The organism is Williamsia sp. CHRR-6 (genome assembly GCF_018474015.1).
Lineage (GTDB): Bacteria > Actinomycetota > Actinomycetes > Mycobacteriales > Mycobacteriaceae > Williamsia_A.
The window spans coordinates 1,069,831-1,085,532 of sequence record NZ_JAHCSG010000001.1 but is presented as its reverse complement, the minus strand read 5'-3'; the positions used below and the strand labels follow the sequence as shown (position 1 = coordinate 1,085,532).

At 63.6% G+C, this 15,702-nt stretch carries 7 protein-coding genes; 3 read left to right on the top strand and 4 right to left on the bottom strand.

What is annotated here, in order from left to right; translation table 11 throughout:
• The first annotated feature begins 37 nt into the window (after positions 1 to 37).
• On the top strand, positions 38 to 1,801 hold the full coding sequence (locus KIK15_RS04805) for a DUF262 domain-containing protein (protein WP_214242950.1): 1,764 nt from the start codon (positions 38 to 40) through the stop codon (positions 1,799 to 1,801).
• Positions 1,802 to 1,873: 72 nt separating this feature from the next.
• Here the strand turns inward: KIK15_RS04805 and KIK15_RS04800 are convergent, their stop codons facing one another.
• Genes KIK15_RS04800 through KIK15_RS04790 form a run of 3 tightly spaced genes read right to left on the bottom strand, consistent with a single transcriptional unit; the run spans position 1,874 to position 11,326 of the window.
• Complete coding sequence (locus tag KIK15_RS04800) at positions 1,874 to 4,099, bottom strand: 3'-5' exonuclease (protein ID WP_214242949.1); 2,226 nt, start codon at positions 4,097 to 4,099, stop codon at positions 1,874 to 1,876.
• Complete coding sequence (locus tag KIK15_RS04795) at positions 4,099 to 10,428, bottom strand: DEAD/DEAH box helicase (protein WP_214242948.1); 6,330 nt, start codon at positions 10,426 to 10,428, stop codon at positions 4,099 to 4,101. Before KIK15_RS04795 ends, KIK15_RS04800 begins: the two co-directional genes overlap by 1 nt.
• Before the next feature lie 58 nt (positions 10,429 to 10,486).
• Positions 10,487 to 11,326, bottom strand: coding sequence for a tyrosine-type recombinase/integrase (locus KIK15_RS04790; protein WP_214242947.1), 840 nt, complete (start codon positions 11,324 to 11,326; stop codon positions 10,487 to 10,489).
• On the opposite strand from KIK15_RS04790, the gene KIK15_RS04785 reads away from it, so the two are divergent.
• Both KIK15_RS04785 and KIK15_RS04780 read left to right on the top strand, forming a co-directional pair.
• Complete coding sequence (locus KIK15_RS04785) at positions 11,310 to 11,621, top strand: hypothetical protein (RefSeq protein WP_214242946.1); 312 nt, start codon at positions 11,310 to 11,312, stop codon at positions 11,619 to 11,621. The two genes, KIK15_RS04790 and KIK15_RS04785, sit on opposite strands and share 17 nt — an antisense overlap.
• Positions 11,614 to 14,544, top strand: a complete 2,931-nt coding sequence (locus KIK15_RS04780; RefSeq protein ID WP_374222817.1) for a class I SAM-dependent DNA methyltransferase — start codon at positions 11,614 to 11,616, stop codon at positions 14,542 to 14,544. Before KIK15_RS04785 ends, KIK15_RS04780 begins: the two co-directional genes overlap by 8 nt.
• On the opposite strand, the gene KIK15_RS18275 is transcribed toward KIK15_RS04780, so the two are convergent.
• Positions 14,526 to 15,614 carry a type II restriction endonuclease subunit M gene (locus KIK15_RS18275; RefSeq protein ID WP_250323927.1) on the bottom strand — a complete coding sequence of 363 codons (1,089 nt, stop codon included), beginning with the start codon at positions 15,612 to 15,614 and terminating at the stop codon, positions 14,526 to 14,528. The two genes, KIK15_RS04780 and KIK15_RS18275, sit on opposite strands and share 19 nt — an antisense overlap.
• Between the last annotated feature and the right edge of the window lie 88 nt (positions 15,615 to 15,702).

The window sequence follows — 15,702 nt, the reverse complement described above, 5'->3', positions numbered from 1 at the left end:
AACCTGACCATCTGTCAGCTTGAACGAAAGTAAGGATATGTCCTTTCAGACTCCTCGAAGCATAGAGGAAATGCTAACTGCGATCCATCGGCACGAATACCTGATGCCGGCTATCCAGCGTGAATTCGTTTGGGGTGCCGATCAGATTATAAAACTGGTCGACAGTCTGATGCGTGGATACCCAGTTGGGTCTTTCCTGCTCTGGGACGTCAAGCCGGAAACAGCGCAGGGGTACACCTTTTACGAATTCTTGACCAACTACCACGAGCGTGACAACCCATACGCGGAGAAGGCGACCGTTCCGGCGAAAAACGGTACAACGGCAGTCCTCGATGGCCAGCAGCGGCTTACCGCACTCAACATAGCGTTGTATGGAAGCTTCGCCGAAAAGAAAAAGTATGCATGGTGGAATAGCGCAGATGCGTTCCCTGTGAAGCGACTCTATCTCAATCTTGTCGACGAGCCTGATGATGAAGAGCTCGGAGCTAAGTATGATCTGAGGTTTCTGACGAAATTGGAGGCTGAGCCAGCCGATGGTCATATAAGCCGATGGTTCCGAGTGGGTGCAGTACTTGACCTCGGAAATGCAGGGCCGGCGATCATGAAGGAACTGCACGGGCGTGGAATTGCCGGTTCGGCGGACGCGTTTCAGCGACTCTACGACCTGTACGAGGCTGTACGCGTCCTGAAGCCGATGAATTACTTCCTGGTGAATGATCAGGACCCAGACAAAGTGCTCGAGATTTTTGTTCGCGTGAACAGTGGCGGAACGACTCTCTCGTATTCGGACTTGCTACTGTCGATGGCTACGAACCAGTGGCAGGAACTCGACGCTCGAGAGGAGGTGCGGTCGTTGGTTTCAGAGATAAACACTACTGCTGGGCGACGATTCTCCTTCTCTAAAGATGTCGTGCTCAAGACTGCGCTAACGATCGCCGATCTCGATGTGAGGTTCAAGGTCACCAATTTCACGCAGGACAACATGGCGAAGGTCGAGGCGGCGTGGCCCCAGATCAAGGGCGCGTTGCTTCGAGCTGCAACACTGCTTCAGCAGTTTGGTTACAACGAACGGAACCTCACCGCTAATAGCGTAATCATCCCGGTAGCGCACTACTTACATTTACGAGGCGCGACCGACTCCTATCTCGACTCCACCGCAGATTCTACTGACAGGCTCGCCCTGCAGCGTTGGGTGACTCGCTCTCTGGTGAAACGGGGCATCTGGGGATCCGGCCTGGATACGCTTCTCACCCGTATTCGAGAGGTGCTCCTAATCAATGCGGGCACCGGGTTTCCGGTAGCCGCGGTTGAGGACGCCATGGCGGCGGTTGGAAAGAGCCTCACTTTCGACCACGCTGAAGTTGATGAATTGCTAAATCTGAAATACGCGGGCCAGCGGACCTTCTCGGTTCTGTCGGTTCTGTATCCGGGACTTGATCTGAGTAAAAAATTCCACGAGGACCATATTTTTCCCAGGTCTAGGTTCACAAGGAGGAAGCTTCTCGATGCTGGGATCCCGGCCGCCCAGGTCGACGACTACCTAGCCGCCGTGAACCTACTGCCGAACCTTCAGCTGCTCCCGGGCACCGCTAACATCGAGAAGCAGGATAGCCTCCCTGCAGATTGGATCCCCGAAGCCTTTCCAGACGAGGGCAAGCGAGCGACCTATCTCGCTGATAACGATCTCGACGCACTGCCCCTCGGTCTCGACGACTTTGCTGTATTTTTCGAGGAGCGAAAGCAACGAATTCGATCCCGACTACTGGCTACCCTGGGAACTTCGCTCGAGCCTTTGGGATGATCCGGAGTCGGCGGCCCCGCACGCGGGGGATCTGGGATTTGGGTTCGCTTAGTTTACGGTCCGCGCTCTATGTTACGTGGGGGTGGCTGTCGCTTCGTCCTCCGGTAACAGCTCGCTCGGCTCCCCCGCCCAGATGATGACCAACTCGTCGCGCGCCCTGGTGGCAGCGACGTAGAGCAGGGACTTCTCACGCTGCAGAATATCCGCCCTCTCTGCCTCAGCGACGTTCTTCAGCGCGAACTGCGCGGGCAGAGCGGATGAATCGACACCGAAGATCAGGACTCGGGCGAACTCCATTCCCTTGGCCCGGTGCATCGTCATCACCACGGGCTTGCCGGACGGCACTGTCTTGTCCGAGACGAAACGGGAGGGCACGTGGCGCTCGTCCAATGCGCGTACCAACTGCTCACCCGCCCGCTCGGTGCGGACCAAGATGCCAATTGTCTCCTGGCCCACGCCATCCGCGAGTTCCTCGAGCCAGGTCCTCACAACGGTTGCTGCCTGGTCCAGCTCCTCGGCCACGCTGGCGGCCGCGATCAGCCGCGGCACCGGACCGGTGCGTGCCGACCGGTAGTCGCTCGTATCCTCCGCGGCCTCTTCGAGGTCGACGAACTCTGTCCCGGTGAGCACACTCACCGCGTAGCGCAGGTTCTGAGCCGTGGTGCGGTAGTTCAGCCGAAGACGCCGGGATCGGCCGACGATCTCGATTCCGACATTCTTGAGGATCAACCTGTTGCCATAGATGCGTTGATGCGAGTCCTCGGCGATGAAGAGGTCGTCGCGGCTCACGGGTACGAGCGCCCGGAGGAACTGCCAGTGCGTCGGGCCGAGGTCTTGGCCCTCGTCGACGAGGACATGATCGGCCGGGCGCTCGCCGGATAGATCGAGAACCTCGGCAGCGATAGCCGCGGATTCGGCGAAGTCGACCGAGCCGTGGATTGCAGCGTTGAGCCGGTAGGCATTGATGACCTCCCACACTGCCGACCGTGCTCGGCGATCGAGTGGCACGCCGCGGCCGGCGCGCCGGACCTTCGCGTACTCCCCGAAAGTCCGCACACGGTTGGCCAGCACGACGAGTTCGTACTCGGATTTGAAGAAGGCGGGGCTCTTGAGATTCGGGCCCAGCTCCGAGCCACCAGCGGTGATGGCGTCGCGCCATGCGTAGCGGTCGGTCATCGTGCCCACCTGGCTGGTTCGGGAGCCGAGCACCCGCTCGACTGCACGTTCGACGTACGACGACCCTGAGTGCAGCACCCCTCGAACAGCGGAGTCGACCCCCCGCACCACTATGCCGGGGTCACCGAGCTTGTCCGCGATGGTGATCGTAGGGTCGAGGATCTTGAGATCGCGGAGCAGCGCGTCGGCGAGGGTCTTGTTGTAGGTCGTCAACACGATGCGCGCATCGGGATTCTTCCGTGCAAGGTGCCGGGCCCGATGGAGAAGCACGACGGTCTTGCCGGTGCCCGCTCCACCCGAGAGACGGAACGAGCCCTTCCACGACGACTCCGCGTACGTGCGCTGCTCAGGGTGGAGAAACACTCGCCATGCTGCGAAGTCGGCGTCCTCGATGGCGCGGCGGAGTTCGTCGTCGTCCTCGATGAACGCGAACTGCAGGCGCGCAGCCGGGTGGCGCAGGGCGGTTGCCAGCGCGGTGTCCGGGTCCTGAGCAGGAGGCGGCGGGACCTCGTCGCAGATGGCAAGGGATTCCTTCACAGCCGTGACAGAACGCCCGGCGCTGAGGTCGATCAGCGCGACGCCCTGCCAGCCGGTCACCAGTGACGCGAGTTCCACGACGTCCTCGGCTGCGGTGCACTCCACGGCGAGTTCAGCGACCTCGGCATCGAGTCCCAACTCGCCGACGAGCGCATCGACGCCCAGACCGAGACGGGCAAAGAGCGGTTCGGCGGGTGAAGCCGGCTCGGAAGCCGCCACGAAAGACGGGGGCGCCGCGACGACAGGGGTGTCGGAGAGCAGCAGTTCGGCGATGCCGTTGACAGGGTTGACCTCGAGTCGAGCCTTCCGCGCGAACTCGATGGCGGCGTCGTGTGGCCATACGCCGAGGTAGACGTAGATCGCGTCCTGCTCCCGGCCCTGCACTTTGAACACGACGGCGCGCCAGAAGTCGTCCACCCGCCCTGTGCGCACCCGAGGGTCGATGGAGTTGTTGATCGGCTCGATGTGGAGGCCGGGCAGCGTGTCGTTCTCGGCCAGCTTCTCGAGGAACTTGTAGGCCTTGCTCTTGACGGAACCGTCGATCTGCGGAGCGTGTTGCTGGGGACCAAGGATGATCTGGGACATCAGTCGGCTCCCGCTGCAGACAGTGTGGACAGGATTGTCGTCAGGTCGGCGTCAATGATCGTCCAACCATCGGCACTCAACTCACTACGGTCGTCATCCGCCAGGTCGATGTCGACGGCAATGCGGTGTTCCGGCCAAGAGATGTCGAGAGGCAAGCCGCTCGGGGTCTCGAATCCCACCGATGGGGCGGGTGCTCCCGTGCTCGCGAGGAGTGCGATCAACGACTTCTCCGCGTCGGTCAGGGCCGACCGATAGAGCGTCGCCCACGGTTCGGCCAACTCGACACCGCCGGGGGCCGCCTGCGCCGGAATCGACTCGGCAAGACTTCGCGTCGTGATGTGCGCGATTTGTTGGCGGCAGTTGAGCAGGTTGGCGAGCCGAATCCATTCACGCCACGCGCTCTTGTGGTTCTGGCCCAGACGGCTGTCACGGTCGTCGAGGAGGACGGCCACCTCGGTGTCGCGCCCTATCGCGGCGACAGTGCGTGCGAGCACCGTGAGTGTGTCGTGCTGCCAACCCCACACATGGCGGTCGCCGTCGGTCGGCAGGGTTCCGCCGTCGTGTATCGCCGTGGTTAGATCCAGCAACCGTCGGGCAGCTTCGGCCTTGCCGTACGGTCCGGCACCGACCAGCAGGAGTGGAAGGGCCTCGGCGAGTGCCGCGATTCCCTTCGGATCGGGGTTGCTGATCCACCGCACGAGGTAGTCGACAGGACCACCTTTGACCAGCTCGACGTGACCCGGATTGAGCGTTCCGGCGGTCTCGGCCATGGTGCGTGTCCAGCGCTGCTCGGAGAACCAGAGTGGCGGCGGGGCTGCGTCCGATTCTGCGTCGACGAGGTCCTGCCACGTCAGACCGATCACGACGTAGTCTCGGTCGCGCAAAGCGGCGCGCTTGGTGGCGTCATCGGCGATGCGGTTGATCACCGGACTCGCGTGGAACTGCCAGCCATCGCAGAAGATGGCGACACGGGGAATGCTCTGGTCGTTGCTGTAGAGCACGAAATCGGGTTTGACCGGGCCGAGGCCGAGCTGAGGCTCGAGAACCCAGGTGCGGCCACCGCCGGGGTTGATTGTCCAGCGGTTGCCGTTGGGACCGGGTTGCTCGTGCACACTCGCGCCGAGACCCCTGGTCAGCCGGGTGTGGAGGACGGTGCGGAACTTCTGCTCGATGTGCGTCTCCTGATCCGCGGGGACGGTCGCCGTTTCGGTTACCGTCCATCCGAATCCTTCGCTCGGTTCTCCTTCCGCCGCGCCGGAGAGCAGGATCGTCCTCAGGTGCCGCTCTGCGGACGCCCGCGAGACCCACTTCTGGGTGTAGCTGTTGATGTAGGGCGACAGGCACCGGTGGCACGATGCGCGGCCCTCGTCCTTGCACGGGCAGTCCCGAACGAGCAGCCACGCGCGGTGGAGCAGGGCGTAGAACTTGATCGGGTCGGCCAGTTCGGCGAGGTAGCCGGTGCCACCGGGCACGGTGTCGTGGATCAGCAGCGCTTCGCGGTTCTCTGTGCCGTCGCTGAGGTGAGGCTCGATGATCCGCTCGAACGCGAGGTGGTCGGGCGCTCCGCCCAGGTGCTCACGCAAACCCAGCTGGAGAGCGGCGAGCAGGCTGGGTACGGCGAACCTATCTCCGATGGAGATGACAGCGGGCAGCTGGATCACCACGGCCTCGGTGCGCAGTGTTCGCGACAGCGCCACCTGTCGCACGTTTTCCTCGACGGCGTTGCGGTGCTTGCACCAGGGCCGGTGCTCGGAGGGCAGGTTCTGTCCGGTGCGGCCGTCGAGCTTGCCGCAGCCGGTGCACACACGGAACAGTGCCGCGTTGTACTCCTCGCCGGAGAGCAGTCGGTGACCCGACCCCGATTCGGACATCTTGCCGATGTTGAGCCATCGAATCGTCATGTTGGAGAGGTGCTTGAGCCCGAACGGATAGTTCTCGACGAACCATTGGTGACGCGGGGTGTCCACATCGGCGGCGGTGACGATCTGGAAGTTGACGCGATCGCGTTCGTCGCGGCCGTCGTCGATGGCAGCCTCCTCGCGCCGCATGGCTGATGAGACACGTTCCAGCTCGACCACGTCGAGGATCTGCCGCACATCCGAGATCCCCACGGCGCCACAGCGCGGGCATGACGAGGGCGGGTCTCCCTGCTCGAGGTGCTTGCCGTACCCGCACGACGGGCAGAAGGCCCAACGCTCGATCGAATCTCCGTCGGAACCGAGGTCGACCGCGTCGATCTGGATCTTGAAGCCGCGAGCGTAGAACGTGGCGCCGGGGGCGAATTCGCGCAGCGCGGAGGAGGCGCCCCTGTCGAATGTGGCGGGCTCGGACCTGTATTCCTGGGTGTCCGGGTCGATCCAACTCAGGGTCACGTCCAGGGTCACCGAATCGTCGAGCAACGTGTAGTTGGGCAGGATTCCGTGCTGCTCGAGCACGCCGATCCAGTACTCCCCCTGAAGGTCGGCCAGCTGCCTCCTCGCCAGCGCGAGGGCAGCCTTCGCGGTCCGCAGGGCCACCTTGTCGTCATCGGTTGCGGCTGGCAGATCGGCCCGCACCTGCAACTCGGGCAAACTCGCCTGTATCTCGTGTACCCGGTGCTCGAGGGACTCCACCTGGCTCGCCCACAGGTGACGGCGTTCGTGGAGGTATACCGACAACTCGCTCGACAGCGGACCGGCGGCCGGTGTGACCCACTGCTTGAGCCGCACCTGCGCCTGCTCGGTCAACGAGTCGAACGAGGCGAGGAACGGCTCCAGGCTCGCGCTGCTCTCGGCCGACTCGATGATCGTGTGCAGGTAACTGCCCGGTTCGATCACACCGATGGCCTGCCGGGCGGACGCGGGGTGCGGCGCGTCGACTCGGCGGGCAAGCTGGTCGGCGACCGCGGCGATGTACTGCCGCCGGAGAATCTCCTCGGCGTCGAGATAGGTGGCCGGGGGTCGCACCTGCCCGTTGATCACCGAGAGCGGGTCGCCCAGTCGTGGGAGTTGCTCGCCGCGACCGGAGACGAAGGCGAGGTTGAGCGCACTTCCGGTCAGCCGTCCGGCGCGGCCCACTCGCTGCAGGTAGGACGCGACGCTCTTCGGAAGGGAGGCGAGCATGACGGTGGACAGATCCCCGATGTCGATACCCATCTCGAGGGTGGGGGTAGCAACGAGAACGTTGGGCGCTTCGGGGTTCTCGGAACTGGACTTGAACTGGTTCTCGTAATCGAGCCTGATCGCATCGTCGAGCAGGCTGGTGTGTTCGCGGGCCACGACGCGAGTGATCTCGGAGGCTCGGTACAGCCGCCGATAGAAGTTGTCGGGGCGGCCGCCGGTCCGAGCGAGCGCGCCGGTGCACCGCAGCACGAAGCAGGGGCCGCCGACGAGTTCGTCGACGACACGCCGGGTGCCCGGCACTGCGGAGCGGCACACCTCGCATTCGAGGAGGTGGTCGCCGCGGCTGTAGCCGTCGTCGCCGACCGGTCCCACGAGGATGCTCTGTTGGGGGATCTCGTAGACCTTCCCGCCCGAATTCGTGTTGACCACATTGATGATGTCGAGCGAGGCCAGTTGGTCCAGAAGTGTCACGGCCAGCGACGCACCTTCGCCCGCGGTGCAGTGCAGGATGCGCGAAGTCCAGACGCCGTACCAGCTCTTCGACGATCCCACCGAGATCAGATCGCTGTCCCGGGCACCACCGCCACCACCCACTCGGGGGTACGCCGGAGCGCCCCGGCCTCGCGGGAAGGCGGGCATGCCGTCCGAGCGTGGGCGACCACCCCAGATCGAATAGCGGCGGCCGTCCTCGCGCTGATAGGTGCGGAACCATTCGTGCTCGATCGCACCGTCGGTGCGCATCCGTTCAAGGACGCCGCGCACCCAACCGACGAGCTGGGCGTCGGTGGCACCGAGGCCCTCGAACGCCTCAGGCCCGACCACGCGGTGGACCTCCCGCGCGGCCTTGAGCATCACCTCCCGCGAGATGTCGACCTCGACGGCGAGGCTTCCGGTGAGTTCGAGGGTGCGACCGAGCCGAGCTTGGAGCCCGAACTCGAGAACGGTGTCGAGGAGTAGGCGCCGCTTGACGCGGGTGCGCACCTTCGCGGGCACTTGGCTCTGCTTCGCGCGTCGCCAGAAGTCGTCGAACTCCGCGCGATCGGCGAAATCCGGTGGGATGAGGCGATAGCGCAGGTGCGGATCGTCGCCGGCCTGCTGCATGGCTCGGTCGACGAGGAGATCGAGGCTCACCAGATCGTCTCCCACCGCGCCGCGCAACACCGCTCGCAGGGTGAGGCTGTGCGAGCGACTCTGGACGAACCCGGCGCGGTGCGCGGCGTCCTGCACGCTGTCGGTGAAGACGAGGGCCTTCTTCTCCACCTTGTCCAGCTCGTCACTGCCGAAGATCGTCGACAGGCCGACCGACAGCAAGGTGGCGATGGCCGAGCCGAGAAAGCGAATCCCGTTCTTCTGCATGCACGATGGGCAGGTGTCGTTGGTGGAGAACTCTGCCGCCGACGGTCCGTTGTGCACAAGCACGGGAAGCACTCGGCTCGCGGCCGACTCGGCGTCGTCTTCCGGGCGTTCGGCGACCACGCGACGCTCGGCGGTGTGGAACCACATCAGCTTCGGCTCGTCACGATCCCGCGCCACGGGAACATCGAGCAGCGCCTCCTGCTCGGCCTCGCTCGGTGCGTGGATGAGAGCGCGAAACTCGTGGTTGCCTGCGAGGCGGCCGCGTCGGATGTCGCTCGAATTGGCGGCACTGAGGTCGAATCCGCCCACCGGTGCGCGCATCACGGCCCAACCCGATCGGCCGCAGTGTCGGCAGAAGATCGCGGGGAACGCCAGAGCGCCCATGCCGCTGCCGTCGGCGCCGATGTCACCGAGGTGGGTGTCGTCGGACCAGAGGTACTGCGGTGTGCCGAGCGCGACGCGGTCGATCCGGCTCAGCTCACGCACCCACAGGTGCAGATCCACCGAGAGCGCGTCGCGCCCGACGACCTTGCGGACATGGCTCAGCGCCGAGGCGAACAGCAGCACGAACTGCTCGGCCACAGCGCGGCTGCGCTCATCGACGGCGAACGCGGGCAGGATGGCATCGATGAGCACACCCAGTGGCTGCGCCTGCTCCGCGGCAGTGGCCAGCGTGCGTGTGAACGGGTGAGCTTTGGCCAGAGAAAGCAATTCGTCCGCAGACGCCTGGTTCAGGGCGGGAGTTCCACCGTCGGCGGTGACGAACAGGCTGCTAAATACCGCTTCGGCGATCTGTCGACCATCGGTGAGCAGCGACGCGCGCTCCACCGTGGTCTCGATCGCTTCTCGGTCGGTGCGCGCGTCGAGCGTCGAGATGTCCTTGGCCCACTCGTCCACGGTCAGTCGGGATTCCGTGACGACGGCAGACTCATCGAATTCTTCGCCGAACACCGTGCCGGCGAACTCGAGCATCGCGGACGGGTCACCCTTGTCACCGAGGGTGGCCGATGTTGCGACAGGGGTGATGACACCGAGCGGCCGCACCCGATCCGCCTCCGTGAACAACTCGGTCGGCCAATACGATTTGAGTGCGATTCCCAAGCGCCGCAGCAACATCGATACATCGGTGCCCTGCGCACCGTCGTATGTATGGAACTCATCGAGCACCAGGTACTGCAGACTCGTGGCGCTCTTGGCCCAGATCTCGGCGTCGGAGTCGCGCAGCAGCAACTGGTCGAGCATCTTGTAGTTGGTGAGCAGGATGTCCGGCGGATCGCTGCGAATCACGTCGCGGCGGGTGATCAGCCCATCACTGGACACCTTGGACCGTTGTGATCCTTGCTCTCCGGTGTAGATCGCGGCCGTCACACCGGCAAGTAAGTCATCTGACGTCAGAATCGAGGCAAGGCGCTGCGCCTGGTCGTTGGCGAGCGCGTTCATGGGGTAGAGAATGAGCGCCTTGATGCCCGTCACGCCTCGCTCTTTCGCGCGCAGCACGTGATCGATGATCGGGTACAAAAATGCCTCGGTCTTGCCCGAGCCGGTCCCGGTGGTGACGAGCGTGGGCAGCGGTCGAGGCTTCGCCTCGCCGACATCGAGGCTGCTCAGCCGGGCGAAAGCCCTGGCCTGATGCCCGTACGGCGGGAAGCCCGAATACCACTCCAGGCTGTCACGCCAACCGTCTGCGGCCGCCTTGAACGGCAGCCGCAGACGAAGGTAGGGGCCCTTGAAGATGCCATTGGCGCGGTCGGCCAGAAACTCCGCGAGCGAGAGGCGCGCCTCTTCGTCGGCGAGAGCGAACGTGGTGGACAGGTAATCCAGGATTCCGTCCTGGACTACTGGCGCCTGTACGCCGGGGAGTAGCTCGCTCACCCGCCAAACTCTATTGGCCGCCACCGACAGACGCTGGAGAAAAGCCCGACCGGTGTGTTCACATGTGCCACCGCCGGGAACGAGCTGCCAACGCCTCGCGCATCTTGTCGTCGTCCACCGCGACGTACCGCTGGGTGGTCGCCAGCGACGCGTGGCCCAGAAGGGTCTGCACGAGCCGTAGATCGTGGGTCTGCTGGTGCACCTCGGTGGCGCACAGATGACGGAGCTGGTGCATCGTGGTGCCGTCGGAGAGCGCCCGGGAAACGAGGGTGCCGACCCAGTGGGGCGACAGGTGCCCGCCGATCGGGCTCGGGAAGAGGTAGCCTGCCGGCGCTGTCCGGAGCAGCGCCGCGATGTCGTCCGGGAGCGGCAGGATGCGCGTGCGAGAGCCCTTCCCGTGCACCACCAGCGCCCACCCCCCGGACTCCTGCACCATGTCGTTCTCCGGATGCACCTGCGCAACCTCCCCGCGGCGCATCCCCAGTTCGTTGGCCAGTCGCACCATCAAGCCCACGCGGGAATCCACGGCCCTCATGGCCTTGACGACCGTCGACGGTGCGGCCGGGCGTGGCAGCGGTTGCTCGGGCCGGACCATCGGCAGCACCTCCGCCACGTTGTCGGTGGTGCGCCCGGTACTGACACCCCATGCCCAGAATCGACGGAAGGACGACCGGACCGCCCGCGCCGTCTCACGCCGCCAATCGTGCTGCCCTGTCCATTCCAGCAGTTCGCTTCGAGTAACCCGCCATGGAGTGGCCGCCAGATTTGCTCCCGCAAGTCTGCGCAGGTGGTAGGTGCGGAGCTCAATTGTCTGCGGGGACAGACGCATAGCGTTCATCGCGACACGCCAGGACTCGATCTCTTTCGCCCACGCTGGGCCGATGTCGGTGTTGTTCATGGAACCCAGCTTCTGCCAAGGCCGCCTACGCCGTCCAACAGGTTCGGTCGGACTCATCCACCCCGAAACCCACTTCACCGACGAGAAGGCCGGTCCGCTGCGCTCGGCCACCTACCGGCGGCTACGCAGGCACTGGCAGTTCATCAACGAACTCAAGCTTTTCGAGATCGACAACCACGTTACCTACGGAATTCATGTCTACTCGGACGACCGAGGGCGAGTTTCCTTCCTACAGGCGACATCCCTCTACCACCCGGACACGGTAGAACGCTCACTCGAACATGACGGTGTGTGAGCCCGCACTGGGATCGGGCGCATTCGCCATCGAGGCGGTGCGGCAACTGGCGGCCGAGTATCTCACCCGGCGCCAGGACGAGGTGGGTGAGCGCATCGACCCTGAGGAGTACCCCAAGGAACTGCAGAAGGTGAAGGCGTACCTCGCCCTCCACAACGTCTACGGAGTCGACCTCAATTCCACGGCAGTCGAATTGGCCGAGATCTCGCTGTGGCTCGACACGATGATGGAAGGGCTGCAGGCACCCTGGTTCGGCCTGCATCTGCGCCGGGGCAACTCGCTCATCGGTGCACGGCACGCCATCTACCCCCGCTTCGTGGTGGAGAAGAAAAGGGGTTGGCTCAAGGCCGTCCCGAACGACCTGTCGCTCAGCGACATTCCCGGTGATGTGAGTGAAGGGAGGGACGGCGCGGCCAGTGGCGGCATCCATCACTTCCTGCTTCCAGCAGAGGGGTGGGGCTCGGCGATCAACGCCAAGGAGGCCAAGGAACTTGCGCCCGAGGAGCTGCAGAAGCTGAAACAGTGGCGCAAGCAGGTGCTGGTACAGCCAACCAAGGCGCAGGTGGACACCCTGGTGGGGCTCGGTCGGCGTGTAGAGGTGCTCTGGCAACTCGTCTGGCGCCGGCTGTCGATCGCGGAGAGTGAGATCCGACGATCCATCGCGGTCTGGGGGGCGGACGATCTGCCCGTGGGCGGTGCGGTGACCCGCGAGCAGATCGAGCAGAGCCTCGCCGACCCGAACGGTGCGTATCGCCGTCTCCGTCGGGTGATGGACGCCTGGTGCGCCCTGTGGTTCTGGCCGCTCACCGAGGAGACAGCGCCGCCATCCTTCGATGAGTGGATCGAGACCCTCCAGCAGCTCCTCGGTCGCGTCGGCAACGTGAGGAAGCAACCGCTGGGGCAACTCTCACTCGCTTCCGCCGCGAACTGGAAGGACCTCGGCATCGCCGAGGAGAGCGACCTTGGTTTCGCCATGGTGAGTGATGTAGCCAAGGTGTTGGACGAGCATCCGTGGCTCGCGGCGGCGGAGCGCGTGGCTGCGCAGCAGGGCTTCTTCCACTGGGAGCTGGACTTCGCCCCCGTATTCTCCCGAGGTGGCTTCGACCTGCAGGTCGGAAATCCCCCGTGGGTGCGGCCGCGATCTGACGTCGAGGCCCTGCTTGCGGAGGGTGATCCCTGGTGGCAGCTGAAGTCCAAGTCGACCGCAAGGGAGGACGCCGCACACCGCAGGCTCGCCCTCGACGCTCCTGGCGTCGCAACCCTGGTACGTGAGGCCAATGGTGAAGTAGCAGCGACCGCCGCGTTCCTTGGCAGCGAAGTCGTGTATCCAGCAACGGCTGGGTTGGCGCCCGACTTATACCGCAGCTTCATGTCTCAAACATGGGACCATGCCAAATCAACAGGTTCGGTCGGTCTCATCCACCCCGAAACCCACTTCACCGACGAGAAGGCAGGCCCGCTGCGCTCGGCCACCTACCGCCGTCTGCGCAGACATTGGCAGTTCATCAATGAACTCTCGCTCTTCGAAGTCCATAACCTCGTGAGTTACGGGGTGCACGTCTATGGTTTTGCGCGCGAGGTGGTTTCATTCCTGCAGGCCACCTCCCTCTACCACCCGGACACGGTAGAACGCTCACTCGAACATGACGGTTCGGGCGTTGAACCGGGGCTGAAGGACGACGCCGGGAAGTGGGACCTGCGGCCCCACGCCAGCCGAATCCAGGTCATCGACCAATCCGCCCTCAGTATCTGGCACGCGATCCTCGAATCCGACGCAGTACCCGTCGGGCAGTCCCGCATGGTGTATACGGTCAATAGGGCGACGGCCGCTGTCTTGTCAAGGGTGGCAGAGGCGCCGAGGATCGGAGCGATCGGGCTCCAGCTTTCGATCGGGTGGAATGAGACAATCGATCGAAGCAAAGGGCGGTTCGACGCTGAGTGGGGAGTCCCTGAATCGTGGGATTCGGTGATTCTCCAAGGGCCGCACCTATACGTGTCAACGCCCTTCTACAAGCAGCCGAACCCAACAATGCGGAACAACAAGGATTGGACGCCGGTCGATCTAGAGGCGCTTGCCGTCGATGCGATCCCCGTGACGCAGTACCGGCCATGCGGCGATGCCACCATGTACGGCAGTGCATATGGCAGGTGGACTAACAACGGCGGGACCGTTTCGCCCCGGAGCGCCTACCGAATCGCATGGCGAACCAGGGCGGCCAACACTGGCGAGCGCACCCTGATCCCTGCGCTGATTCCTCCGGGGACAGCTCATGTTCACCGCGTCTCCTCGATCGGCGGCCCCGAGGTGAACTCGCGAATTCTGGCAGTTGTGCTCGGTGTCCTGTCCTCGTTGGTGTCGGACTTCCTGGTTCGAGCAGTGCCGAAGTCCGATATCTTGATGAGCACCGTAGAGCGGTTACCGATGGTCGCGACCTCGGGGCCCGTGAGCGATCGAATTGCCGAGCAGGTGGCACGGCTGAACTGCTTAACCAAGGCTTATTCCGAGTTCTGGGAGGATGTGTCCGGAAATAGCTGGGATATGGGTGTCCCCTATTTTCTAGCACACCAGCGACGGGTGGCTCAGAATGAAATCGACGCACTTGTCGCCTATGCACTTGGCGTTCCCTTGGAGGACCTGCTGACGATCTATCGTACCCAGTTCCCCGTGTTGCGCGGTTATGACGGCGACGAGTATCTGTATGACTCAAGAGGTCGCCCAGTGCCTGTGGAAATCAGGCAGAATTGGACGAAATCGGGCAAACCGACATCGGAGAAAGAATTCCCTGTGGACGCCCGAACCTCGATGCATCCCACCTCGGGGACGGCCTACACTTACGACTTGCCGTTCGTCAACTGCGACCGCGAGGAGGAGCTGCGAATTGCATACGAGGCTACCGCCAGCAACTATCCAAAATCGTTGTAAGCCTTCCGCATGTCAGCCTCCCTGTCCAGATGGACGAAGGGAGTTTCGTAGGTGTACGTGCGACCGGAGCCGGGATGCTTGAACGTTCGACCGGCAGGAGTTGACACCGCTGAGGGATCTCGTTTCCACGATTGTCGAATAGAGAGTGGGACAAGTCGGCCGTTCGCGTCGAATAGGTACTCGTCGAAATCGTAGCCTCTCAGAACCGGGAATTGTGATCGATAAATGCCGATAAGGTCGTCAATTCCGATGCGTAGTGCGCGTGCAACAAGGGCGTCGATTTCCACCAAGCCGAGGCGGCGGTCACGGGCGATGCGCCATGCGACAGTAGGCTGCCATTCAGTCTTTGTCACTGTCTCCCACATGGGGGCCCATGCAGCGGTCAAACAGGTGAGCCGGAGGACACGTTCGACGATTGCTTCAGAATACGGCCCATCAGGCACCATCGGTAGTTTGTCTATTGAGGACATGAGGATGCCCGACTTTGGCACCGCCCGGATCACGAAATCGGCAATGATCGATGTCATGAATCCCGCTGCCTCGACGATGCGCTTGAGGGGAATATTCGGCCCGCCAACGGCAGATACTGTATGAGGGTGCGCCGTACCCGGCGGAATGATCGCGGGGATCAAAGTGCGTTCGCCGGTGTTGGCCGCCATAGCCCGCCACGCGATCCGAAAGTAGTGGCGCGCAGGTACCGAACCCTCAGTCACGGACCATCGTGTATAGGCCTCATCGTAGTCGGAACTGTTGCCCGTCGGTCTGTACTGAGTGGCAGGTATCGCATCGATGGCGAGTGCCTCCAGGTCGATGCTCGTCCAATCCTTGTTGTTCAGCATCGTCGGGTTCGGCTGCTTGTAGAGCGGATTCGCGACGTGTAAATGTGGCCCCTGAATTATAGCCGAATCCCACGATTCAGGAACACCCCATTCTGCATCGAAGTAGCCCTCAGTCCGGTCATTCTTCTCGTGCCAGCCGGGTGAGAAGAACAACCCCAGATCGCCGATCCGAGGCGCTGCAGCAAGTTTGTCGAGCACTGCGGCGGTGGAGCGGTTGACCGTGTAGACCATGCGGGACTGCCCGACGGGTACTGCGTCGGATTCGAGGATCGCGTGCCAGATACTGAGGGCGGATTGGTCGATGACCTGGATTCGGCTG

Bases quoted from the DNA above. Each gene is read 5' to 3' on its own strand.
- KIK15_RS04805 (WP_214242950.1), top strand. From the start codon at position 38: ATGTCCTTTCAGACTCCTCGAAGCATAGAGGAAATGCTAACTGCGATC.
- KIK15_RS04800 (WP_214242949.1), bottom strand. From the start codon at position 4,099: ATGTCCCAGATCATCCTTGGTCCCCAGCAACACGCTCCGCAGATCGAC.
- KIK15_RS04785 (WP_214242946.1), top strand. From the start codon at position 11,310: ATGTCGGTGTTGTTCATGGAACCCAGCTTCTGCCAAGGCCGCCTACGC.
- KIK15_RS04790 (WP_214242947.1), bottom strand. From the start codon at position 11,326: ATGAACAACACCGACATCGGCCCAGCGTGGGCGAAAGAGATCGAGTCC.
- KIK15_RS18275 (WP_250323927.1), bottom strand. From the start codon at position 15,614: ATGGTCTACACGGTCAACCGCTCCACCGCCGCAGTGCTCGACAAACTT.